17 protein-coding genes are annotated in these 22,776 nt (G+C 42.4%); 8 read left to right on the forward strand and 9 right to left on the reverse strand.

The annotated features are described in order from the left end of the window. Positions 1 to 216 precede the first annotated feature (216 nt). Together D0T87_RS06740 and D0T87_RS06745 are read right to left on the reverse strand one after the other, a co-directional pair. Entirely contained in the window at positions 217 to 723 is a 507-nt protein-coding gene (locus tag D0T87_RS06740) for a hypothetical protein (RefSeq protein WP_239063524.1), read from the reverse strand. A 29-nt stretch (positions 724 to 752) separates the two neighbouring features. Next, entirely contained in the window at positions 753 to 1,967 is a 1,215-nt protein-coding gene (locus D0T87_RS06745) for a hypothetical protein (protein ID WP_163174090.1), read from the reverse strand. Positions 1,968 to 2,554: 587 nt separating this feature from the next. On the opposite strand from D0T87_RS06745, the gene D0T87_RS06750 reads away from it, so the two are divergent. Then, a complete protein-coding gene (locus D0T87_RS06750) occupies positions 2,555 to 3,793 on the forward strand; it encodes an anaerobic sulfatase-maturation protein (protein ID WP_163174092.1) in 1,239 nt (412 codons plus the stop codon). A gap of 10 nt (positions 3,794 to 3,803) precedes the next feature. On the opposite strand, the gene D0T87_RS06755 is transcribed toward D0T87_RS06750, so the two are convergent. From D0T87_RS06755 to D0T87_RS06775, 5 genes are all read right to left on the reverse strand, one after another. Beyond that, entirely contained in the window at positions 3,804 to 4,661 is an 858-nt protein-coding gene (locus D0T87_RS06755) for a Bro-N domain-containing protein (RefSeq protein WP_163174094.1), read from the reverse strand. Positions 4,662 to 4,719: 58 nt separating this feature from the next. Next, a complete protein-coding gene (locus D0T87_RS06760; RefSeq protein WP_163174096.1) occupies positions 4,720 to 5,682 on the reverse strand; it encodes a lipopolysaccharide assembly protein LapB in 963 nt (320 codons plus the stop codon). A 150-nt stretch (positions 5,683 to 5,832) separates the two neighbouring features. Beyond that, positions 5,833 to 7,743, reverse strand: coding sequence for an ATP-dependent DNA helicase RecQ (locus D0T87_RS06765; protein ID WP_163174098.1), 1,911 nt, complete (start codon positions 7,741 to 7,743; stop codon positions 5,833 to 5,835). Positions 7,744 to 7,870: 127 nt separating this feature from the next. Beyond that, a complete protein-coding gene (gene recJ, locus D0T87_RS06770) occupies positions 7,871 to 9,604 on the reverse strand; it encodes a single-stranded-DNA-specific exonuclease RecJ (RefSeq protein ID WP_163174100.1) in 1,734 nt (577 codons plus the stop codon). 189 nt (positions 9,605 to 9,793) lie between these two features. Continuing rightward, positions 9,794 to 10,222 (reverse strand): thioesterase family protein, encoded by a 429-nt coding sequence (locus D0T87_RS06775; RefSeq protein WP_163174102.1) that lies wholly within the window; start codon positions 10,220 to 10,222, stop codon positions 9,794 to 9,796. 187 nt (positions 10,223 to 10,409) lie between these two features. On the opposite strand from D0T87_RS06775, the gene D0T87_RS06780 reads away from it, so the two are divergent. Genes D0T87_RS06780 through fmt form a run of 3 tightly spaced genes read left to right on the forward strand, consistent with a single transcriptional unit; the run spans position 10,410 to position 13,803 of the window. Then, entirely contained in the window at positions 10,410 to 10,973 is a 564-nt protein-coding gene (locus D0T87_RS06780) for an L-threonylcarbamoyladenylate synthase (RefSeq protein ID WP_163174104.1), read from the forward strand. Positions 10,974 to 10,994: 21 nt separating this feature from the next. Further along, entirely contained in the window at positions 10,995 to 12,785 is a 1,791-nt protein-coding gene (locus D0T87_RS06785) for a chloride channel protein (RefSeq protein ID WP_163174105.1), read from the forward strand. Positions 12,786 to 12,831: 46 nt separating this feature from the next. After that, positions 12,832 to 13,803: a methionyl-tRNA formyltransferase gene (fmt, locus tag D0T87_RS06790; RefSeq protein WP_163174107.1), complete on the forward strand. Its 972-nt coding sequence runs from the start codon at positions 12,832 to 12,834 to the stop codon at positions 13,801 to 13,803. 802 nt (positions 13,804 to 14,605) lie between these two features. On the opposite strand, the gene D0T87_RS06795 is transcribed toward fmt, so the two are convergent. Continuing rightward, positions 14,606 to 15,532 carry a hypothetical protein gene (locus D0T87_RS06795; protein WP_163174109.1) on the reverse strand — a complete coding sequence of 309 codons (927 nt, stop codon included), beginning with the start codon at positions 15,530 to 15,532 and terminating at the stop codon, positions 14,606 to 14,608. Between the two features lie 559 nt (positions 15,533 to 16,091). Between D0T87_RS06795 and D0T87_RS06800 the strand changes: the two genes are divergently transcribed. Next, complete coding sequence (locus tag D0T87_RS06800) at positions 16,092 to 17,042, forward strand: hypothetical protein (protein WP_163174111.1); 951 nt, start codon at positions 16,092 to 16,094, stop codon at positions 17,040 to 17,042. Beyond that, positions 17,012 to 17,554, forward strand: a complete 543-nt coding sequence (locus D0T87_RS06805) for a hypothetical protein (protein ID WP_163174113.1) — start codon at positions 17,012 to 17,014, stop codon at positions 17,552 to 17,554. The genes D0T87_RS06800 and D0T87_RS06805 overlap by 31 nt, the downstream gene beginning before the upstream one ends. Positions 17,555 to 17,558: 4 nt before the next feature. Here D0T87_RS06805 and D0T87_RS06810 read toward each other — a convergent pair whose 3' ends face one another. After that, entirely contained in the window at positions 17,559 to 18,602 is a 1,044-nt protein-coding gene (locus D0T87_RS06810) for a LacI family DNA-binding transcriptional regulator (protein ID WP_239063525.1), read from the reverse strand. Between the two features lie 198 nt (positions 18,603 to 18,800). Here D0T87_RS06810 and D0T87_RS06815 point away from each other — a divergent pair, with 198 nt between their 5' ends. Next, complete coding sequence (locus D0T87_RS06815; protein WP_163174115.1) at positions 18,801 to 20,462, forward strand: sodium:solute symporter family protein; 1,662 nt, start codon at positions 18,801 to 18,803, stop codon at positions 20,460 to 20,462. 20 nt (positions 20,463 to 20,482) lie between these two features. Then, positions 20,483 to 22,771 carry an FAD-dependent oxidoreductase gene (locus D0T87_RS06820; protein WP_163174117.1) on the forward strand — a complete coding sequence of 763 codons (2,289 nt, stop codon included), beginning with the start codon at positions 20,483 to 20,485 and terminating at the stop codon, positions 22,769 to 22,771. Positions 22,772 to 22,776 lie beyond the last annotated feature (5 nt).

Here is a 22,776-nt window from a genome sequence, read left to right on the forward strand (position 1 = left end):
GATCATCTTTATTTTATACATACGCATTCCCGCTCTACTTTCTGGCTAAAGTAAAAGTAAAAAAAGAAAGAATATGTATAAGCGAATAAGTTCATCTGGTGACTTTTTTCTTTAATTCTTGGGCAAAGGTAATACTTTTCTATTAAAAGCAAGAAAAAACTGATATTTTTTTATTCTTTAGTGCATTTAATGGGAAAATTGTTGTTGTTTTAGGCTTTACCACATTAATACTATATAGAAGGTTGTCGGATCTTCCGGTTTCAGTTGGGTGTTAAAATCAGAATATGTCAGATAGAAGCCGACCCAACCTTCGGAGTAATCGAAGTCATATGTTTGAGTCCATATGAATTCTTTTCCATTGTCGCCGGTTCCGCCTTTATGTAAAACGTAGGGCATGCCGTTCTTATAGCCGTCATCGGTTTTAATGTAGGCAATGACTGCTCGTTCTTTGAATATGTCTTTGGTGAGTTCGGGCAGTTTCCTGTCTACAAGAAAGAAAGAATTTAGTTCGCCCGGAGTACCTACCAGTTCCCACTCGTGAGGCTGAATGGTGAATGTTTTTGTAAGCCAGTTTGTGCCAATACCATCCTTGCCGTCTTTTCCATCCATTCCGTCTCTTCCATTCATTCCATCCATTCCGGAAGGTCCCATAGGACCGACTGGTCCTTCACACGCCATAAATGATATGGCTAACGCTAATAATAAGAATACTCTTTTCATCATTTATAAAGTTTAGTTAATGAATATATGTGTTATCGGCCGCTACGTCCACTTTCGGAACTACGGCTGCTGTTGCGCTGTTGTTCTTCGCGTTGACGCGTTTCGGTTTCCCGTCTTTCTCTTTCCTGACGTTCTTGTACTTCTCTTTGCCTGCGTGATTCTGCTTCTTGTCGTTCGCGTTGTTGGCGTTGCTGTTCTTCTTGTTGTCTACGGTTCTCGGCTTCCCGGCGTTCTTGCTCCTGGCGTTCTTGCGCTTCTCTTTGTCTGCGCGCTTCGGCTTCTTGCCGTTCGCGTTGCTGGCGGTCTTGTTCTTCGCGTTGTCTACGGTTTTCTGCTTCCCGGCGTTCTTGCTCCTGACGTTCTTGCGCTTCTCTTTGTCTGCGCGCTTCGGCTTCCTGTCGTTCGCGTTGCTGACGGTCTTGTTCTTCGCGTTGTCTGCGGTTTTCGGTATCTCTGCGCTCTTGTTCCTGACGTGCTTGCGCTTCTTTTTGTCTGCGCGCTTCGGCTTCCTGACGTTCGTTGTCTCTCGAATTGGTTTCTCTTTCAGATTCGCGTTCAATATTAATATTCTCCGGTTTAGTCACCGATTCGGGAATGGGCCTGGACGGATTTCTTTCTCCTATTGGGCTGCTTGGCTTAGTTACGGACTCCGGCGTTGGTCTTTGAGGTGATCTGTCGCTATTCGATTGGTTGTCTTTGCCTCTGCCAGGACGTTCCGCCGGCGGTTGGGGTTTATGCTCATGGCCAGGTCGCTCGGGTTTTGGTTTGCCGGGTTTGTTTGGTTTATTCGGCCTGTTTGGCTTGTTGGGTTTTATGGGTTTATGGGGTTTGTTTACCCACCCCGGATGATGGGAGTATGAGTAATCCGGATAATAATAATCCATAAAGAGATAATCAGTAATATAATTTTCAGTAAAAATGGGGTAGTAATCATTATGGTATATGGGTGAACTGTTTTCTATATAATAACTTTCGTTATTGAGATAAGGATAGTTATCTTCGGGTATATCATAATTGTCATCCGGATAGTCGCCTATCAGAATGCTTGGAGTTTCTTCATATACGGGGTTCGCAGATTCATGATCGGGTAATGGCGATTGATCCTTGTTTGTGTTTTGTATATTATTACTTTTGTTGTGCGATACCGTTTCGCTTTTCTTACTGATACTTTCGCTGTTCACAGTAAGAGAATCTTCTGTTTCCTGAACGATTTCAGTATTGCTAACAGTGGGACTCGGGGTTTTCACACTTTCTCTTTCTACCGTGTTTCTGCAACTTAGTTGTAAAAACAATATGCATAGCATGCATGTGTATAAGTTTAGCCGTTTCATAATGGTAATGGTAATTGATTAATTAAGGTTCGATTATCATGCTGGTATAAAATTATGAAAGGATAAATCTTCATAAAAGATGTTTTCTCTAATCTTTTTTAGGTTAAACCCTACAGGGAATAGGGAAAAATGAATCGGGATTGATTAACGAATAGAACAGGGGGAATGCTGAAGAACTGGTTGCCGGCGAATCGGGCACTGTCTTAATGAGGTTCAGCCAGTAGTTCAATCTCCCCCGGGCATAGGCCGAATCTCCTTCAAGCGGTAGGGGAATGTCGTGCATGTAGTAGATCAATCTGATTTATCCGGTACATTGGCTAGATTGAGCCAGTGCATCAACCAGATTGAGCCAGTGCATGAGTTAGATTGAGCCAGTGCGTCAGCCCTGCTCAGACACTGGGTGAGCATCGCTGAGCCAGTGCGTCATTTCTTAGCGAATCTACTTCCCCGGGCCGAAGAAATAGACTATATTTGTATTTCGCTTAATTATCGGTAATAAACGTATGACAACATTTGCACCCTTTGCCAAACCATTATATGTAATGCTAAAACCGGTCAGTTCCATTTGCAACCTGGCTTGTGAGTATTGCTATTATCTGGAAAAGAACAATTTATATAAGACGGACAATCCTGCGGATAAATTCATTATGAACGATGAATTGCTCGAACGCTTTGTGGATCAATACATCAATTCGCAAACCCAGCCGCAGGTACTCTTTACCTGGCATGGCGGAGAAACACTGATGCGTCCGCTGTCTTTCTACAAACGCGCACTAGAACTGCAAAAACGCTACGGCGGAGGAAGGCAGATTGACAACTGCATCCAAACCAATGGCACATTGCTCAACGACGAATGGTGTAAGTTTTTCAAGGAAAACAACTGGCTGGTTGGGGTGTCTATCGATGGTCCCCAGGAATTTCATGACGAATACCGGCGCAATAAACAGGGACTTCCTTCTTTTAATAAAGTCATGCAAGGCATCAGGCTATTAAATAAACATGGTGTGGAGTGGAATGCAATGGCGGTGGTGAATGATTTTAATGCCGATTATCCATTAGATTTTTATAATTTCTTTAAAGAAATAGGTTGCCACTACATACAGTTTTCGCCCATCGTAGAACGTATTTTGCCTCATAAAGACGGGCGCTATCTGGCTTCCCCCGTAGAAGGGGAGGACGGCAAACTGGCCGATTTTTCAATTACTCCCGAGCAATGGGGCAATTTCCTTTGCACCATTTTCGATGAATGGGTGAAGAAGGATGTGGGCAATTATTATATCCAACTTTTTGATTCTACTCTTGCCAACTGGATGGGCGAACAGCCCGGTGTCTGTACCTTAGCAAAAACATGCGGTCATGCCGGAGTAATGGAATATAACGGCGATGTATATGCCTGTGATCATTTTGTATTTCCCGAGTATAAACTGGGAAACATCTATTCCAAAACATTGGTCGAGATGATGTACAGTCAGGAACAGCAAACATTCGGGGCAAACAAAGCAAACACATTGCCCACGCAATGCAAAGAATGTGAGTTCTTATTTGCCTGTAACGGCGAGTGCCCTAAGAATCGTTTTGCCAAAACCGTTACGGGCGAACCCGGATTAAACTATTTGTGCAAAGGATATTATCAATTCTTTAAACATGCGGCCCCTTACATGGATTTTATGAAGAATGAACTCATGCACCAACGCCCTCCTGCCAATGTTATGGCATGCAGCGAGGGGTTGCGATTGGATTAGATGTTTTAGCTTATTCTATTTCTTCTACCTGTTTATTCTCATTTTCGGGTAGCAGATAATCTTTAGCTTTTGCAGACGAAATAATAGATCGTCCAAGCTGTGATTCAAGTTGTTGTCTTGCTGCTTTTGCTACACTACCTCCACTTTTGGCTATGATTGCGCTCTGGTTAAAACCTTTGGGATTCTTTGTTTTTGATATTTCAGTAGTAGAAGCTTCGGCAAGAGTATTCAAAGCAAGTTCAATGTTAGTCATGTTATCACGTAGGTTCTCTTTTTTTAATCCTTTTAAATTCTTGTATTCTTTGGTGGTACGTCCGCTCCACTCTTTGGTTATTATATCAGTCAATGAAGCATATCGTATGCCATCTATACTGCTACGTTTCCATTCATCTGTTAATTCTTTACGCACTTCAATACTTTTGATGCGCTGGTTTATCCAATTGTCAGAATATCCAAGCCGTTTATAGTCCATTATAGCTTGATCTATGGAGAGTTCCGGATCTTGCATTTGATCTATGCGTTCACTGGCTACTTTTGACATCCACTGTTTAAAAGGTTCTGCTTTTGGTGACGGGATAGATTGGATCAATCGGAAAAGTTGCTTTGTATCGGCTACGTCAGTCATCCTCATTTTGCCATCAGCAGCTTGCATTTTCAACTGGTTACAATTTGTAACCGTTTCATTTCCTTCTTTTATAAGCCTGTTTTTCAGTACTTTCCAGTAATTACGTGCTGTTTGATAATCTTTACTATCTGTCAATACAGCAATAACATCTACAACGGAGAAGTACCATTTCTCTTGTTGATCATCCCAAACTGTACGTATTTTCTTATCTTCAAACAGTTTTAAAGATTCTTTCTTTGTCATGGTTATTTGTGCTTTAGTCGTTTTTGGATATTGACTTGGTGCGAATGTATCATTAAACTCAGATGTTCAGTCCAAGACTGTTTCCTGTGTTTCCAAGGTTTTGGAACTGTCCGCTCAGGTTCTCGTTATCTTTCGGGTTAAGTTGAAGAGACTGTTTCATATCCTCCACCGAACCGTCTTTATCACCGTTCAACAGCTTAGCCCTTCCACGCTCGTGATAAGCCGGTGCCGAATTTGGATTGAGTTCTATGGCTTCGTCGAATAACTCTATGGCCTCGGCTAATTTCTTTTGAGTAATATAAAGTTGTCCGAGTTGTATATATGCCTGCTCATTGAACGGGTTAAGCTCGGTAATCTGTTTGAAATCATTTTCCGCACCTTCTTCATCTCCTGTGGCTTGCTTAAGTTTTCCACGTAAAAGAAGTGCAGCTTCTTCTTCGGAACTCAGTTCAAGAACGGCATCTATATCCTTTTGCGCTTCCTGGTGTTGTTGCATTTGCAGCAAGACTTCCGCACGCATAAGAAGGGCATCCATATAATCTGCTTTCAGGTTGATTGCTTTCGTTAACTGTGCAATAACCATAATATCTTCCTGCAAGCCCTGGTGGGCTTTGGCTAGTAGATAGTATGCCGATGGATTTTCACTTTCAAGTTCTATCGCTTTTTGTGCCGCCTTTGCCATATCGCCATAAGACTCCTGTATATAACATACATTGGCCATCGTGAGATATGTATTGGTGAGTTCCGGTTCCAGTTCAATCATACGGGTTAAGATCTGCTTTGCCTGATCCAGTTCGTTTGTTTGAATATAAATCTGACTCAGGTAACCCATGGTTTCAAAGTCTTCTTCAATTTCGAGTGCACTGATGAAGCATTTTGTGGCATAATCTATTCGTCCCATGCGTTGGGCACGTAAGCCATCAAACTTAAACATCTCAAAGTTTTTCTGATTATTCTTGTTTTGCCCGTTTTCGGCATTCTCTTCTTTAGTCTTAAAAAGGGATTTAAAAAAGTTGGCCATTTCTATTTGTTTTTTAATTTGATTGCAAACTTAGTTTATTAAATTGAGAATTGAAAATTGAGAATTGAAAATTGAGAATTAAGAATTAACCTTGCAGATATAAGTAGTACAGATAATAAGGCTTCCGACCGGTATCATAATTCTCCATCCTCAATTCTCCATTCTCAATTTAATAACTCCATTTTGATTCATAAGTTCGCCCTCATCCAGTAAGAATTGCAGGGCACGAGCCAGTTGTTCACTATCAGTTCCTAACCTGCTAGCTATCTCGGCAGGGGTCATGGACTCATTTTGCAGTACCTGTATGACCTCTTTCCGTATCATTTCAAACTGTTTGTCGGATAAACCTCTGCTGACGCTTTGTTTTAAGCAAACATCGCATTGTCCACAGTTATGTTCATTCTTCTCTCCGAAATAATGCAATAACATCCGGCTGCGGCATCTCGTTTCGGATGTGGCATATTCTACCATAGCCTTGATACGTCGCTCGTAGCGCTCTTTTCTATCTTCGTAAACAGTGGGGGTAATTTTCAGATGACGAAGTTCGACACGTTCCCGGGTATAAATAAGGAAGCGCGTTTTCTTATGGGGAATATAATCTATAATCCTCCGTTTAGACAGCATTTTCAGCAAATCATATACCTGCTGCCGAGGTAGTCCTGTACGTATAGACAGACTTTCTTCGTTGATATAAGCATAGTCGGTAAATATTCCGGTATATAGACGCAACAGGGTTTGAACTAGCGCATCTGCTTCTTTACCCATTTCTCCGAGCCGGTACAGTTCCTCCCTGCGCAACGTAAAAAGAATGCGTGAAGTATTGTCTTGCTCATCCGTATACTCAATATATCCCGCCTGAGTTAATATCTTCAGGGCACTATCGGCAGGGGTGGGGAAGTATTTGAACTTCCAGCAGAAGTCTTCCAGGCTAAAATCATAGGTACACCCTAATCCATCGCCCATCGCCATCTGATAATAATAACTCAAATGCTCGTATAAATTCTTGATGTACTCTTTATCGGGGAAGGTATCGACGATTCGTTTGTGCAACTGTGCTTTATCCGATGATGAATGTAATAGAACAGCATAAGCTTTCTCCCCATCTCTCCCCGCCCGCCCGGCTTCCTGGAAATAGGCTTCCGGAGAATCCGGGAGATCCATATGAACCACTACCCGCACGTCGGGTTTGTCGATTCCCATTCCGAAAGCATTGGTGGCTACAATGATGCGCGATTCATCGTTCTGCCAGCGTTTCTGCCGGATGTCTTTGACATCGTTGTTTAGTCCGGCATGATAGAAATCGGCTGTGAATCCCTCGCCAAGCAGAAGTTCGGTTATTTCTTTCGTTTTTCTACGATTACGTACATAAACAATAGCGCTCCCGGATACTTTCCGCAGAATATTCAGCAATTCCCTGTTTTTATCATCCGTTTTGCGTACAACATAGGCCAGGTTTTTCCGCTCAAAGCTCATCCGGAAGACATTTTCTTCCTTAAAGCCAAGCCTTTCCTGAATATCTTTCACCACTTCCGGTGTTGCTGTGGCTGTTAGTGCAAGTACAGGTACGCCAGGCAATAGTTTTCTGATCTCCGCAATTTTCAGGTATGCCGGACGGAAGTCGTAGCCCCATTGTGAAATACAATGGCTCTCGTCGACTGTGATCATGTTGATATTCATGGAACGTAGCTTGGCGCGGAATATTTCGGTATCCAGACGCTCGGGCGAGATGTAGAGGAATTTGTAGTTGCCAAAGATACAGTTCTCCAGCGCAATAATGATTTCCTGGCGGGTCATCCCTGAGTATACGGCAATGGCTTTTATTCCTCGTTTTTTGAGGTTCTGCACCTGATCCTTCATCAGGGCGATGAGTGGAGTTACTACCAGGCATAATCCTTCTTTGGCTAATGCCGGAACCTGAAAGGTGATGGACTTTCCACCACCGGTAGGCATTAGCCCAAGGGTATCTTTACCTTCTCCGATACTCCGGATGATATCTTCCTGCAAATCCCGGAAGGCATCGTAACCCCAGTATTGTTTGAGTATATCTTTGTAGTCTACCATTTTACAGGTTATTTCACCACAGAGTTACACAGAGTTTCGCAGAGCTTATATTTTAAAAGTTTAATTCAAAATAAACAGCAGTATCTTGCTGCCTCTGTGAAACCCTGTGTAACTCTGTGGTGAAATCTTATTCAACTGAACTTTCCTCTGTCGGTTTAATATCCTCAATTTGTAGTTGCACCTCTCCACGTTTGTGGCTGTTCTCTTCGATCGTATAACAGATGTCGAAGGAACGTTTGGTTTTAATATAGCGTACATGCGAACTCTGACCGAAAGCAATACCGTTCATCACGTTGTTTGACTTATTGTCAACCAGTTCCAGTTTGATGTGTTCCTGGTCGCGGCCTACCACTTTACTTGTTCCGTAGTCATATACGTGGTGTGTACAGAATATTGGCTTTTTGTTGTCCGGTCCGAAAGGGTTGAACTTTTTAAGGTCGCTATGGAATTTGGACGTGATGTCCTTAAAATCAATAACTGCATCTATATCAATAACGGCGCTTGTTTGTTCCGGTAAGATGTGCTCTGTTACATATTCCTCGAAGCGGCGGGTGAATTCCGGTACATTCTCTACTTTCATAGATAGTCCGGCAGCGTATGTATGCCCCCCGAAGTTTTCCAACAGGTCGCGGCTGCTTTCTATTGCTTTATATACATCAAATCCGGAAACTGAACGCGCTGATCCTGTTGCCATATCATCTGTGCGGGTCAGCACAACGGCCGGCCGGTAGTAAACCTCAGTTAGCCTTGATGCCACGATTCCGATAACGCCTTTGTGCCAGTTTTCGTTGTACAGTACAATGGAGCGACGTTCGGCTAACCCTTGTAGTTGAGATACAATCTGATTGGCTTCCTCGGTCATCTGTTTATCCAGATCCTTGCGCGTTTCGTTGTACTGGTTGATTTGATTAGCCTTTTCCAATGCCAATGAAAAATCCTTCTCGGTAAGTAGGTCAACAGCTTCTTTCCCGTTCTGTATACGTCCCGAAGCATTTATTCTGGGGCCTATTTTGAATACGATATCGCTGACAGTGATATCTTTATCTGTTAATCCGCAAATGTCAATAATAGCTTTCAGCCCGACACTCGGATTGCTGTTTAATTGTTTCAGACCGTGGTGCGTCAGTATACGGTTCTCTCCCATAATGGGTACGATGTCCGAAGCTACACTCACGGCTACAAGATCCAACAGCGGGATCAGGTTATGGAACTCTATACCATTGTTCATGGCAAATGCCTGCATGAACTTAAATCCCACTCCACAACCCGACAAGTGGACATAGGGATATGTGTTGTCCGGTCGTTTGGGGTTCAGTATAGCCACGGCCGGCGGCATAATGTCGTCGGGCACATGGTGGTCGCAAATAATAAAATCAATTCCTTTTTCTTTAGCATAAGTGATCTCTTCGATGGCTTTTATACCACAGTCGAGCACAATGATGAGTCCGACTCCTGTTTCTACAGCATAGTCAATACCTTTGATAGACACTCCGTAACCCTCTTCATACCGGTTAGGAATGTAATAGTCGATGTTCGAATAGTACTGTTGCAGAAATTTGTAAACCAATGCCACCGATGTGGTTCCGTCTACGTCGTAATCTCCATAAATCAAGATACGCTCTTTCTTCCCCATTGCTCTGTTCAGGCGTTCTACTGCCACGTCCATATCTTCCATCAGAAATGGGTCGTGCAGATCGGGTAGTTGCGGGCGAAAAAACTTCTTGGCAGCCGTTGGATTTGTAATTCCTCTCATTACCAAAAGCTTACCAAGGATAGGGCTAATGCCTATTGTTTGCGCCAATCCCCGGCTTATATCCTCCTGTTCTTGTGTAATAGGTTGATAATTCCATTTGTTATTCATTATATATTGTTTTTTTCTTTTCTTCGTCTCAGAGGGTTGCAAGAGCGCACTCCTACAACTAAGTTGTAAAAGTACGAAAAAAGCCGGAAGTGTACGGTAAGTATATGCTAAAATTTACTTATATTATATAGAAACACGGATTAAAGTAGATTAGTGCTGCATAGAGACCTGGAACCGGCACCTTGCCGGTCACCGCCTTAGATCTCTGCGTTCAAAAGCGCAGATGGCTTCTTTCCAATCTTCGGGTATTTCTTTGGAGTCGTGCGCTTCAAGATCGAAAGCAACCATAATAGATTTGGCGAGACACTTCACTTCCTGGGTTTTGGTGTCTATCACCTGTTGCACGATAGTCAGGCTTTTGTTGCCGATTTCCACAACTGCTGTTTGTATGGCTACATTGCTTGCGGCAGTAATCTGTGAAATGAAGTTAGCTTCGATGTGTACTACTACCATTCCATCTTTTTCCCAATCTACTCCGGGGTAAACAGATGCAAAGTATTCTGTTTTGCCCAGATCGTAGTAAGTGAAATAAACTGTGTTATTTACATGTCCAAACTTATCTACATCATTGAATCTAAGTTGTATGGGTAGGGTATGGTGAAATTTTATATCTTCCATTATAGTGTATTCGGGTTATATTTAAAATGATTTCCGAACAAAAATAGTTCTTTACGCCCGTCCGACCAAATATCATCTTTGATTCTTTTGGTTGCGGAAACCTTTTGTGTATTTTTGCAGTTTGTACGTATTAGAACCTGTTTAAATTTCCTGTGGAAAATTCAAACAGGCTCTTAGTTAGTCGATTATGGTAGAAGATATAAAGAAGGCCTGCGAGGTCATGGCAGGCGGTGGGGTAATTCTTTACCCTACGGATACGATTTGGGGATTGGGCTGTGATGCCACTAATCCTGAGGCTGTGCGTCGGGTATATGAAATCAAACAACGTGCCGATAGCAAAGCCATGTTGGTGTTGGTGGATTCTTCCGTAAAGGTAGATTTTTATGTAGATGATGTTCCCGAGGTGGCTTGGGATTTGATTGAACTAACCGATAAACCACTGACTATCATCTATTCGGGAGCCAGAAATCTTGCACCCAATCTTTTGGCTGAAGATGGCAGTGTGGGGATTCGTGTTACTCAGGAGAAATTCTCTCATCAGTTGTGCCAGCGCTTCCGTAAGGCGATTGTTTCGACTTCGGCAAATGTCAGTGGGAAACCTTCGCCGGCTAATTTCAGTGAAATCAGTGAGGAAATTAAATCATTGGTTGACTATGTAGTAACTTATCGCCAGGATGATATGAGCCGACCAGCTCCATCCGGTATTATTAAATTAGATAAAGGCGGGGTGATTAATATTATAAGGAAATAAGGATAACAGGAAACATCTCTAATGAAAAAAGAAAAGACTGGTTTGTTACAGCGCTTTATTCTATGGCGTGAGCAAAATATAAAAGGAAAGAAATTTGTATTGATACTTAGCTTTCTGGTGGGTATTCTCACTGCGTTGGCTGCTATACTTCTGAAACACCTCATTCATTTGATTCAGAACTTTTTGACAGATAATTTTAGTGCAACAGGAGCCAACTACCTCTATCTGGTATATCCGGTGGTAGGTATCTTCCTTGCCGGTTTATTTGTCCGTTATGTAGTGAAAGATGATATCAGTCATGGGGTAACAAAAATACTTTATGCCATCTCCCGTCGTCAGGGTCGCATAAAACGGCATAACACCTGGTCGTCTCTGATTGCCAGTTCCATTACCATTGGTTTTGGGGGATCGGTTGGAGCTGAGGCTCCTATCGTTTTGACTGGTTCGGCTATTGGTTCCAATTTGGGCAGTGTGTTCAAAATGGATCAACGCACGCTGATGTTATTGGTGGGTTGTGGAGCTGCCGGGGCTGTGGCAGGTATCTTTAAGGCTCCTATCGCCGGATTGGTGTTTACCATTGAAGTATTGATGTTGGATCTGACCATGACTTCACTGCTTCCTTTGCTTATTTCCTCGGTTACGGCTGCAACGATGTCGTATATCCTAACCGGTACGGAAGCGATGTTCAAATTCAGCATGGACCAGGTCTTTGAGTTTGAGCGTATCCCTTATGTTATTCTATTGGGGATTTTCTGTGGTTTGGTGTCGCTTTACTTTACCCGTGCGATGATTTTTACAGAAGGAATCTTTGCAAAGTGTAAAGGGCCTTATCATAAATTGGTGTTAGGCGGGTTGATGTTAAGTATATTGATCTTTATCTTCCCTTCTCTTTATGGTGAAGGTTACGATACGATCCATTTGCTTCTTAACGGGACAAATGATATGGAGTGGGACACGGTAATGAATAACTCTTTGTTCTATGGACATGGAGATATTCTGCTTCTTTACTTGATCTTGGTTGTTCTGTTTAAGGTTTTTGCTTCGAGTGCAACGAATGGTGGCGGTGGTTGTGGTGGTATTTTTGCACCCTCGCTTTTCCTGGGTTGTATTGTAGGGTTTATCTTTTCCCACCTCAGCAATTATTTTGAGTTTACTCCCAATCTGCCCGAAAAGAATTTTGCGTTGATGGGTATGGCCGGCGTGATGAGTGGTGTTATGCATGCTCCGCTGACGGGGATATTCCTGATTGCCGAACTGACAGGGGGGTATGATTTATTTCTTCCGTTAATGATGGTGGCTGTGAGTTCTTATCTTACCATTATTATTTTTGAGCCTCATAGTATTTATTCTATGCGATTGGCTAAAAAAGGAGAGTTATTGACCCATCATAAGGATAAAGCGGTATTGACTCTGATGAAGATGGAGCATGTTGTGGAAACTAATTTTACAACTGTTCAGCCGGATATGGATTTAGGCGAATTGGTCAAAGTGATATCAAACTCCTGTCGTAATATATTCCCCGTAGTGGATAAAGAGGGCGTTTTACTCGGTATCGTTTTATTGGATGATATCCGTAATATTATGTTCCGCCAGGAACTTTACCACCGGTTTATGGTGCGCAAGCTGATGATTGCTGTACCTGCCCGTTTATATGACACGGATAGTATGGAGAGGGTGATGCGTACATTTGATGAAACCCAGGCCTGGAACTTGCCGGTAGTTAATGTCGAGGGCAAATATTTGGGCATGGTATCGAAGTCAAAGATCTTTAATGCGTACCGGGATGTGTTGGTACAGTTCTCGGAAGACTGAGCGGCAACGTGCCGCCGCGAGGTTTTTATAAGAAAAATGAAGGAATATGAAGAAAGAAGAATTGAGAATAGTATATATGGGTACACCGGAATTTGCGGTGGAGCCTTTACGCCGACTTGTTGAAGACGGATATAATGTGGTTGGGGTGATTACCATGCCCGACAAACCGGTTGGCCGTCATCATAATGAGTTGCAGGCTTCTCCTGTGAAACAGTATGCCGTCAGTCATAATTTGCCGATACTACAGCCGGAGAAATTGAAGAATGAAGAATTTCTCGATGCATTGCGGGCCTGGAAAGCAGATTTGCAGATTGTGGTTGCCTTCCGTATGTTGCCCGAAGTGGTTTGGGATATGCCCCGTTTGGGAACGTTTAATCTTCATGCTTCTTTGTTGCCCCAGTACCGTGGCGCAGCACCGATCAACTGGGCGGTAATAAATGGTGATACGGAAACAGGTATTACTACCTTCTTCCTGACTCATGAAATTGATACAGGTGAAGTTATTCAGCAGGTGCGTGTTCCTATTGCCGATACGGATGATGTAGGCACTGTTCACGATAAACTCATGATGCTTGGTGGAGAGCTTGTCGTAGAAACTGTCGATGCAATAATTGATGGTACAGTTGAATCTATTCCGCAGGAAAAGATGGTTGTAGTCGACGAATTACGTCCCGCTCCAAAGATTTTTAAAGATACCTGCCGGATTGATTGGACGCAACTCACAAAGCGTATTTATGATTTTATCCGCGGTCTTTCTCCTTATCCTGCTGCCTGGACAGAGTTGGAAACGCCTGATAGCAAGCGCGTGGCGGTGAAGATATACCAAAGCGAGAAGATACAGAAGGAACATGACCTTGCTCCCGGAACACTCGTTACTGACGGGAAAACATACTTGAATGTAGCTACAGTTGATGGCTTTTTGTCTGTAAAGTCATTGCAGGTTTCGGGCAAGAAACGACTGAGTATTGAAGAATTACTTCGTGGATTTAAATTAACCGATGGTTCACGTTTCAGTTGATTGCAAGATTTTTGCTACTTTCAGCATACTACCCAACGGATGCTACAATAGTAATTGGGATTCACGATCCTTCAGCTTACTGTACCCCCTCCCTTGTTAAATTAACATAGTTATTAAGGATGAATGCTTGAGATAGTTCCGTTTACTTCCTTTTATAGGGTTTTGTTGGAAAGAGCAAAGTATAGACAAAATGACAGAAATGACATTTTGATAATAGAATGGAGCGGTAATCGCAAATTCCGGGCTTGGGGCAGAAAGGAAAGGAAAAATGGCAAAAGAATCGTATTTGCGGAAATCGATAAGATTTAAATTTGCAAAATAAACTATCAAAATATCCAAAATACAACAAAATAAGCCGCAAATAGCCACACAAGTAAAAACAAATACAGCAAATACACACTTCAATCGTTTCGCTTAAAACAGACCAACCAGAGGATAAAAATCTATAAAATGAAACACGCCGAACACTTGAGCCGCGTGCTGTCGATACTTGAGCGCTTGGCTGTCGATACTTGAGCCGCGCGTTATCTATACTTGAGCCGCGTGCTGTCGGCAGTACGCGGCTCAAGTGCAGAAATTATTGCGCTGGGGCACCTCCAAATATCAATAATACACTATATAAGCAAGCCTAAGACCTGATTTTAACATCTCATTGATGGTTTTTTGAAAGTTTGCATGTAATCAAAATGAATCAAATGCTATCTTTTTGATCTGATTTTGCTTATATTTGTGACTTAGAGGATTGACGACCAGGTTAATCTGGCCGCTCAATCTATTTTTCTGCTTGACCCCCAAAAGCCTGCTATTCAACGCCGAAAATCCATTCAATCGGACTCTCGGACATTAGCTTCTTGAAACTGCCTGTTTTGTAGTCGTAATACCCTAAAGCACCATATTTGTTTCCTTCATTGTCGGAAAGACAATATAATCTATCTTTAGTTGTACTATATGTACATTGTGTCCATTCTCCATTAAAGGAACCGACTTTACTGATACTTGCGGCATCTACATTGACAGAATAGAGAATCATACCAGCTCCGGTATAGGCTAACATGCACACTTCGTCGCCTTTTCTAAAAATGGTATAACATTCATCTTCATCGGATTCAATATACGTTACCGCTTTCTTAGCTAAATTGAGTATAAGTGTAGACCCCTCTTCGGTAGCACAAATAATGTTTGCACCTTTTGCATCAAATACTGGGTCGTATACGCAGCCAAATTCATCTTTGTCTATTACACCAAAGTCGGCAATGGTAGTGTAGGCGCCTGTGGCTATATCTACTTTATACAGAGTGACATTGCTGGTAGAACTGTTTTGTTCCAGATTGTATAATTCTCCATCTTTAGTTAATAGGTTGCCGTAATTTGGGGTAGTCTTTGGACTGATTCTTTTGTACTCCTGAGTATCCATGTTGTATGAACAAATTGCTTCTGACATTTCTCTCTCGCCATACTCAATACCATAAATAGTTTTGGTACCGGGCATATGTATGAAATCATAAAACTCGAGATCAAACATCTTTAAATTAAGTTTGTCGTACTTGCCGGTTTCCGGATCGAGGCTGTACATAGCATCTTCTTCTTCATCTTCGCCGGCACCAGGAATATACCCATATCCATATAACTGGAAATCGGTAGCGGGGGGATTGTTTGTGTTGTCGTCATCGTCTGAACATGCCACAAATAATAAGCATAGAATGCTTAAACAAAAAAATACTTTTTTCATATACACTGTTTTTAATAGCTATACTGTTCCTTCATATAGCAGACTTTATATTAAAGAGTATGAGGAACACAAGATATTGCATACTCCAATCATAATAGAAACCTCACCCATACGCACAAAAAAAGAGCGTGATACCACTTTCGCATTATCCGCTCACTTAGGTTCTAGCATGACCCCGAATTCAGAATAAGCAAAAGCAGTCCACGCCCTATTAGGGTGTGAACGCCATTTGGACTTATTACTTTGAATTCGATAATAAACTGCTAGATTTAAGTGAATCAAATAATCGTCTTAACGTTCAATCAATATTTTATCTTCTGTTTTTTCTTCTTATAATCTTATTTTGATGTTTGATGATTTTGCAAACATACAAAAAAGAATTTGTTATAGAAAAGCCTTTCCGATAAATATTGTGGACTGCCAATGCTTAAAGTCTTTAATCTTAATACTGCGAAATAAGTCTCTTTGGGGAAATTTATCAAGAAACCTTTTCACTATATTTGCGAACTATAACAGAAAACAAAGTAAAACGTATCCGAACACTAAACGCTACTGAATAATGAACATGGAAACTACTTCCCTTAAACCCGAAGTGGACTTTAGAGAGTTATTAAATCAAACAGTCAGGCTTCGTCTCTTTCGTAATACAAATGATGAGTTGGGTCAATATATTGAGTATAATCTTAGGTCAAATAACAGTATTAAAAACATACCCCCTTTTACGGCACGTTGTATTTTTCGCGAACTTAGCCGGGAAACATACGAGCAACTTGACGAAGTGCTGGATTTAGAGAAAATCTTGGATTGGTATAAAACCGCCTCGGAGTTTTACGACAAATATATAAAAGGAAGAAAGAAGGTTCTTCAAAAAGAAAATATACATGTCTTGTTGAAGTACACCTATATAGACGATTATCAGTTGCCCAATGATAAAACCTTTCTGAAAGATATAGCTATTAATATGTATGGCCAGGGAATTGAAATGTCCATTATCTTGCTTTTAATGCTTGATGTTCTGCCACTATATACTTCGACAAAAGGAGATGTCAGAAATATCATGGCTGATTTCCGGAAAATCTACTCTTTTCTGCGGGAGTTTATTGAATGTGATGAGTTTCTGTATCGTTTACCTGTGTTGGACCGCCTAGAGAAGGTTGCGAGAGAAAGCACTTGTTGCAACCGGGCTTTTTTGATTTACACAACGCTTACCGTACTCGAAACCTATAGTTGTTTTTCCAATTCTCAGAATTTGTATGCAGCAAACATGGAAGTTGTGAAAAACAAAGTGCTTCTTGATCTTGGAGATTGCTTTTGGGTAGAACCCGAATTGCTTTCCGCTCCTACAGTGTTCTGGCATTTTGAACAGGTGGTTACAGATGATTTTCTCTGTATCGGTATGCAGTCAATACAGAGAAAAAACAAGTTCTTTATGCCCGTTACGAGGCTACTTTTTCACGTGATGACAAACAGTGGCTTACAATGCATATTGAGCATCCGGAGAGCACCGTAGCATTTTTTCAAAGACAGCAGATTTTCAAAGATAATGTGTATCTTTTTGCCTGTGAATTGGATAATCCGAATCTCCCCCAAGTAATTGAACTACGTTCTATACTGGATGTTAATGTCAGTTTTCCTGCCCAAAAACTGATCAGGTTGCAGGATGAGAATATGGCTGAGCGGTTACAAAAGTATATAGATGGGAACAAGTATAAAGTAATCAATCAGTATCCGCACGCTGAATACAATCTGTGGATTACTCCGGTTGCTATTACAAGTGAATATATCTATTTTTCTACTGAGGTTGACCCTGATCCCGATGCCAGAATGTACTATCGGGTATCCAAAACTTTAAATGATGGACTGGCATTTATAACATCCAACGATAAAGTGGGCATAATGGAACAGGGTGGTTGCAAATATCTTGCCTTTGTCCTTCTCATTCTATATCTGGATGTGACCGACGAAGAAACTTGTGCGAAGAGTGGGGTGGATGTTGTTTCGGAGATTGTGATTTCTTCCTGAAATACTATAAAGAGATATCGGGATTAGCAACCTTCTTTATCAGCGTATTCTTGCGGACAATCAACTTCGCATCCAGTACAATCGTCTCAATGTTCTCCAACATCGGATTTTGGATTCGGTTCAGTAACATCGTTGCCGCCGTACGCCCCATTTCAAAGGTGGGTTGAGCCACACTCGACAATCCTAATACCTTGCCTGTGGGCGATTCTGTAAATCCGACAATAGCCATATCTTCCGGAACACGAATTCCTTTATCTCTCAATTCGAGCATGGTGCCTATTGCAATGGGATCGTTTACACAAAAAACTGCATCAGGTCGTTCTTTAAGACTCAATAGATACCTGACACCTATTTTCGCCTGCTCCTGTTGAATGCCTACATACATGATAAGTCGTTCGTCTATCGGTATATCATAATCCTTCAGCGCCTGGCGGTATCCTTCGAGACGGAGTTTGGTTATGGTCAGATTGAGATTGCCTGCCAGATGCGCTATTCGGCGATAACCATGTTTGATAATCATTTCGGTGGCATTGTATGCCCACTGCTTGTCGTCAATGACCACTTTGGGCGCGTCAATTTCTTCAATGACCCGGTTGGTAAATACGATGGGCATGCCATCATCCAGTAATCGTTTGTAGAGATCAATGTTCTTAGACTCTTTCGATACGGAAACAATAAGACCCTCTACCTGTTGATTCTCCAGCATCTCCACATTCTTGCGTTCCTGAGCAGAAGATTCGCCCGATTGACAAATTAATACCTGATAGCCCAGCGGATTAAAAATCTCCTGAATGCCGATAATAAGCTCCGGAAAGTAGAATGTAATAATCTCCGGAACAATTACACCAATTAACCTGTTACTGTTCTTTTTCAGGTTACGGGCAAGCAGATTCGGTTTATATTTCATTCGTTTTGCCGTCTCCAAAACCTTTTCTCGCGTTTGCGGATTAACCTCGTGACTGTTCGTCAGCGCTCTTGATACAGTAGCAACCGAGATGCCTAATATCTCTGCTATGTCCTTTATAGTCGGTGGTTTCATGTTATTCATAGAATGATTTATTATTAGCACAATACAAATATAGTGCATCCTACATTATGCAAATATACTAGAATAATAAGCGCATAACTTTAAAACCTTCCGTGATACCGTAAACGTTTACGGACATTTTCGGGTTTACCCTATTATCGAAATGTAATAACCCCTACATTTGCAACAGTCGAAATACTATTAACACATTACCGCACCATGAGTACACTGGATTTTATTACCATTATTGTTTTTGCCATTGGCATCGTATCCGTAGGTTTATCCTTTTCCGGAAAGAAAAACATGAAATCGTTCTTTGCTGCCGGTGGGGCAGTGCCCTGGCAAATGAACGGATTATCTCTCTTTATGGGATTCTTCTCGGCCGGTACCTTCGTGGTATGGGGTTCCATTGCCTATTCCTTGGGATGGGTTTCGGTATCTATACAGTGGACTATGGCTATTGCCGGGCTGCTTGTCGGAAGTTTTATAGCTCCCCGATGGAATAAGACCGGCGTGCTGACTGCTGCCGAATACATTACCCACCGTTTAGGTGTACGTACTCAAAAGACTTTCACTTACCTCTTTTTATTTATTTCTCTCTTTACCACAGGCTCTTTTCTTTACCCTATAGCAAAGATTATCGAAGTATCTACCGGCATTCCGTTGAATGCATGCATACTATTGATTGGTGGGTTTTGTATATTATATGTAGCTGTGGGCGGCTTATGGGCAGTTGTCTCAACCGATGTACTTCAATTCGTCATCCTTACTGCTGCTGTTATTATCGTTATACCGATGTCTTTCGATAGAGTGGGCAATGTAACAGAGTTTATCCAATCCGCTCCCGATGCGTTCTTTAACCTGACGAATGGCGAATACACCTGGCCGTTCCTGATCGCATTCGGTGTGTACAATGCCATATTCCTGGGTGGAAACTGGGCGTATGTACAGCGATACACCAGCGTAAAGAATAGTACGGATTCTAAGAAAGTCGGCTGGCTGTTCGGAGCACTTTATGTAATCAGTCCCGTCCTTTGGATGCTTCCACCCATGGTTTACCGCATTTGTAATCCAACACTCGACGGCCTTGAAAGCGAAGGCGCCTATCTGATGATGTGTAAAGAAGTACTGCCAGCCGGATTGTTGGGGCTTGTATTAGGCGGAATGATATTTGCTACGGCCAGTTCCATGAATTCAGCCTTGAACATCTCCGCAGGGGTGGTTACGAATGATATCTTTAAACGCCTTTACCCGCGGAGTAGTGATAAAAGACTGATGCTTGTGGCCCGGCTTTCTACCGTACTGTTCGGAATATTGGCAATTGTTGTTGCGCTTATGGTTTCTTCGATGGGAGGAATTGTAAATGTAGTGATCAGTGTTGCCGCTCTTACCGGAGTACCGTTGTATCTACCTGTAATCTGGACACTCTTCTCTCGCCGGCAAACCTCGTGTTCCGTACTGACTACCACATTGCTTAGCTTGGGCATCAATGCTATTTTCAAGTTCGTAACCCCTATGTTATTTAACTTTTCATTGTCCCGCACCGAAGAGATGGTGCTTGGAGTTAGTTTCCCTATTCTGTGTCTGATTCTGTTTGAACTTTACTATAAATCCAAAGGCAAAATCTCATCCGACTATAGTAGTTATAAAGAATGGGAAAATGCCAACTGGGCCGAGAAACAGCAAGTCTTTGCAGAAACAGTTGAGGCAACGAACAAGCAAAACGACTTCAGTCGTAAGATCATAGGGTATGGCATATGCTGTACCGGTATTGGCATCATCATTCTGGGCGCTATATCCGCAACAGGCAAACTGTTGGTGATATCCGTAGGTGCTTTACTCGTTATTGTCGGCTTATTTATCTGTAGAAAAAGAAAATAAAAATATAAAAAGTAACTTCAATGGTTATTCAAGATTCTTTTGCCCCTGATATGCGGGCGTTGAAAACGATAGAACTAAACACAGATTTGGTTGTCGTAGGAGGAGGCATGGCCGGTGTATGTACAGCGATAACGGCTGCACGTGCGGGGATAGATGTCGTGTTGATACAGGATAGACCTGTGTTGGGTGGCAATGCTTCGAGCGAAGTACGATTGTGGATACTTGGTGCCACATCGCATATGGGCAACAATAACCGTTGGTCGCGCGAAGGTGGCGTAATCGATGAAATCCTGGTCGAAAACATGTACCGTAATAAAGAAGGGAATCCGGTTATCTTCGATACCATCCTGCTCGATATGATCCATGCCGAACCACGCATTACCATGTTGTTGAACACGGCTGTATATGATGTGAGCAAATCAGAGCATGATGTTATTCAGAAAGTGATGAGCTTCTGTAGCCAGGACCAGACCTTCTATGAAGTATCAGGGAAATTATTCTGTGATGCTTCCGGAGACGGTGTGATTGCCTATCTGGCTGGTGCAGCTTATAGAGTAGGAGCGGAGAACTCGGAAGAATACAGTGAAAAGTTTGCCCCCGATCCTGCGATCTATGGCGAATTGCTCGGTCACTCCATCTACTTTTATAGTAAAGATACAGGTGCCCCGGTGAAATACACTCCTCCGGCATTTGCCCTTAAGAATATAAAAGACGTTATTCCACGTTATCACAATATCAATGCTGCCGAACACGGATGTAAATTCTGGTGGCTCGAATATGGCGGACGCATGGATACCATCCATGATACGGAGCAGATTAAATGGCAGCTTTGGAGCGTCGTTTACGGTATCTGGGATCATATAAAAAATTCCGGCGAATACAACGATGTAGAAAACCTGACCCTGGAATGGGTAGGCATCATTCCCGGCAAACGCGAAAGCCGCCGATTCACCGGACTTTATACCCTTGTACAACAGGATGTGATCGAACAACGCCATTTTGATGATGCCGTAGCATTCGGCGGATGGGCCATCGACCTTCATCCGGCAGATGGTGTATTCAGTACCATGTCAGGTTGTACGCAATATCACTCCAAAGGAGTATACCAGATTCCTTACCGCTGTTTCGTTAGCCGGGATGTGCGTAACGTGTATTATGCCGGACGGAATATCAGTGCTTCGCACGTAGCTTACGGTTCATCCCGTGTGATGGCTACCGCAGCACTTGGCGGACAGGCGGTAGGTATGGCGGCTGCACAATGTATTAAGGAAGGCATATCTCCTGCCGATATTCTTGAGACTGCAAACATGCAACGCCTGCAACAATCCCTTGATCTTATCGGGCAGAGCATTCCTTGCACTACCATGCCTGTAAAGGAAAACCTAGCATCCACTGCAAAAGTTACGGCCTCCAGCGTATTGGATATGAAGCTAATCCCTTTTGATGGCGGATGGTATAATCTGAATATAGCCGTGGCGCAGATGTTGCCGTTAAAAGCCGGACAATCCTATAACTTACTAATCGAAGCGCATACCTTGTGTGATACAGTACTCGATGTTGAACTCCGTTACTCCTCAAAAGCATACAACTATACGCCGGATTGTACGGCGGAGAAACAGGCAATCACCCTTAAAAAAGGAATGCAACAGGTACTTATTCAATTCTCTAACGGATTGCCTGCCGATCAATATGGTTTTGTCACTTTCCATAGCAATGAAAACATAAAGCTGCGCGTAAGCGAAAAGCGGTTTACCGGAATACTATCTGTCTATAATAAAATCAATAAAGATGTAAATAACTACGGTAAACAGACCCCACCGGCCGATAGCGGCATTGAGGAATTTGAATTCTGGTGTCCTGAACGCCGTCCGAACGGGCATAATATCGCGATGGAAATAACGCCATCACTTGATTGTTACCATGTGGAAAACATTATGAATGGGCTTGTTCGTCCTACCACAGGGACAAATGCCTGGGTAGCCTCTCCCGATGATTCTTGCCCTGCCATTACATTAAACTGGGAGAAAGAACAAAATATAAACGAAATAATACTATATTTCGATACGGATTATGACCATGCTATGGAGTCTGTACAAATGGGTCATCCTGAAAGTGTTATCCCATTCTGTGTGCGCGATTACCGGATACTGAATGAAAAAGGAGAAGTTCTTTTTGAGAAAACAGACAACTATCAAACAATAAACCGGATTAGTTTTGATCAACCCGTACAGGCTTCATTGCTTCGGATAGAGCTTAAACATCCTTCGGATATCGTGTCGGCTAATCTATTCCAGTTGTTCATACAATAAATATC

Source organism: Bacteroides sp. 51, assembly GCF_010500965.1.
Classification (GTDB): Bacteria; Bacteroidota; Bacteroidia; order Bacteroidales; family Bacteroidaceae; genus Bacteroides.

Excerpts from the sequence above, each read along its gene's own strand:
- D0T87_RS06740 (WP_239063524.1), bottom strand. The coding sequence starts at position 723 with ATGATGAAAAGAGTATTCTTATTATTAGCGTTAGCCATATCATTTATG.
- D0T87_RS06750 (WP_163174092.1), top strand. The coding sequence starts at position 2,555 with ATGACAACATTTGCACCCTTTGCCAAACCATTATATGTAATGCTAAAA.
- D0T87_RS06755 (WP_163174094.1), bottom strand. The coding sequence starts at position 4,661 with ATGACAAAGAAAGAATCTTTAAAACTGTTTGAAGATAAGAAAATACGT.
- D0T87_RS06760 (WP_163174096.1), bottom strand. The coding sequence starts at position 5,682 with ATGGCCAACTTTTTTAAATCCCTTTTTAAGACTAAAGAAGAGAATGCC.
- D0T87_RS06765 (WP_163174098.1), bottom strand. The coding sequence starts at position 7,743 with ATGGTAGACTACAAAGATATACTCAAACAATACTGGGGTTACGATGCC.
- recJ (WP_163174100.1), bottom strand. The coding sequence starts at position 9,604 with ATGAATAACAAATGGAATTATCAACCTATTACACAAGAACAGGAGGAT.
- D0T87_RS06775 (WP_163174102.1), bottom strand. The coding sequence starts at position 10,222 with ATGGAAGATATAAAATTTCACCATACCCTACCCATACAACTTAGATTC.
- D0T87_RS06780 (WP_163174104.1), top strand. The coding sequence starts at position 10,410 with ATGGTAGAAGATATAAAGAAGGCCTGCGAGGTCATGGCAGGCGGTGGG.
- D0T87_RS06785 (WP_163174105.1), top strand. The coding sequence starts at position 10,995 with ATGAAAAAAGAAAAGACTGGTTTGTTACAGCGCTTTATTCTATGGCGT.
- fmt (WP_163174107.1), top strand. The coding sequence starts at position 12,832 with ATGAAGAAAGAAGAATTGAGAATAGTATATATGGGTACACCGGAATTT.
- D0T87_RS06795 (WP_163174109.1), bottom strand. The coding sequence starts at position 15,532 with ATGAAAAAAGTATTTTTTTGTTTAAGCATTCTATGCTTATTATTTGTG.
- D0T87_RS06800 (WP_163174111.1), top strand. The coding sequence starts at position 16,092 with ATGAACATGGAAACTACTTCCCTTAAACCCGAAGTGGACTTTAGAGAG.
- D0T87_RS06805 (WP_163174113.1), top strand. The coding sequence starts at position 17,012 with ATGCATATTGAGCATCCGGAGAGCACCGTAGCATTTTTTCAAAGACAG.
- D0T87_RS06810 (WP_239063525.1), bottom strand. The coding sequence starts at position 18,602 with ATGAATAACATGAAACCACCGACTATAAAGGACATAGCAGAGATATTA.
- D0T87_RS06815 (WP_163174115.1), top strand. The coding sequence starts at position 18,801 with ATGAGTACACTGGATTTTATTACCATTATTGTTTTTGCCATTGGCATC.
- D0T87_RS06820 (WP_163174117.1), top strand. The coding sequence starts at position 20,483 with ATGGTTATTCAAGATTCTTTTGCCCCTGATATGCGGGCGTTGAAAACG.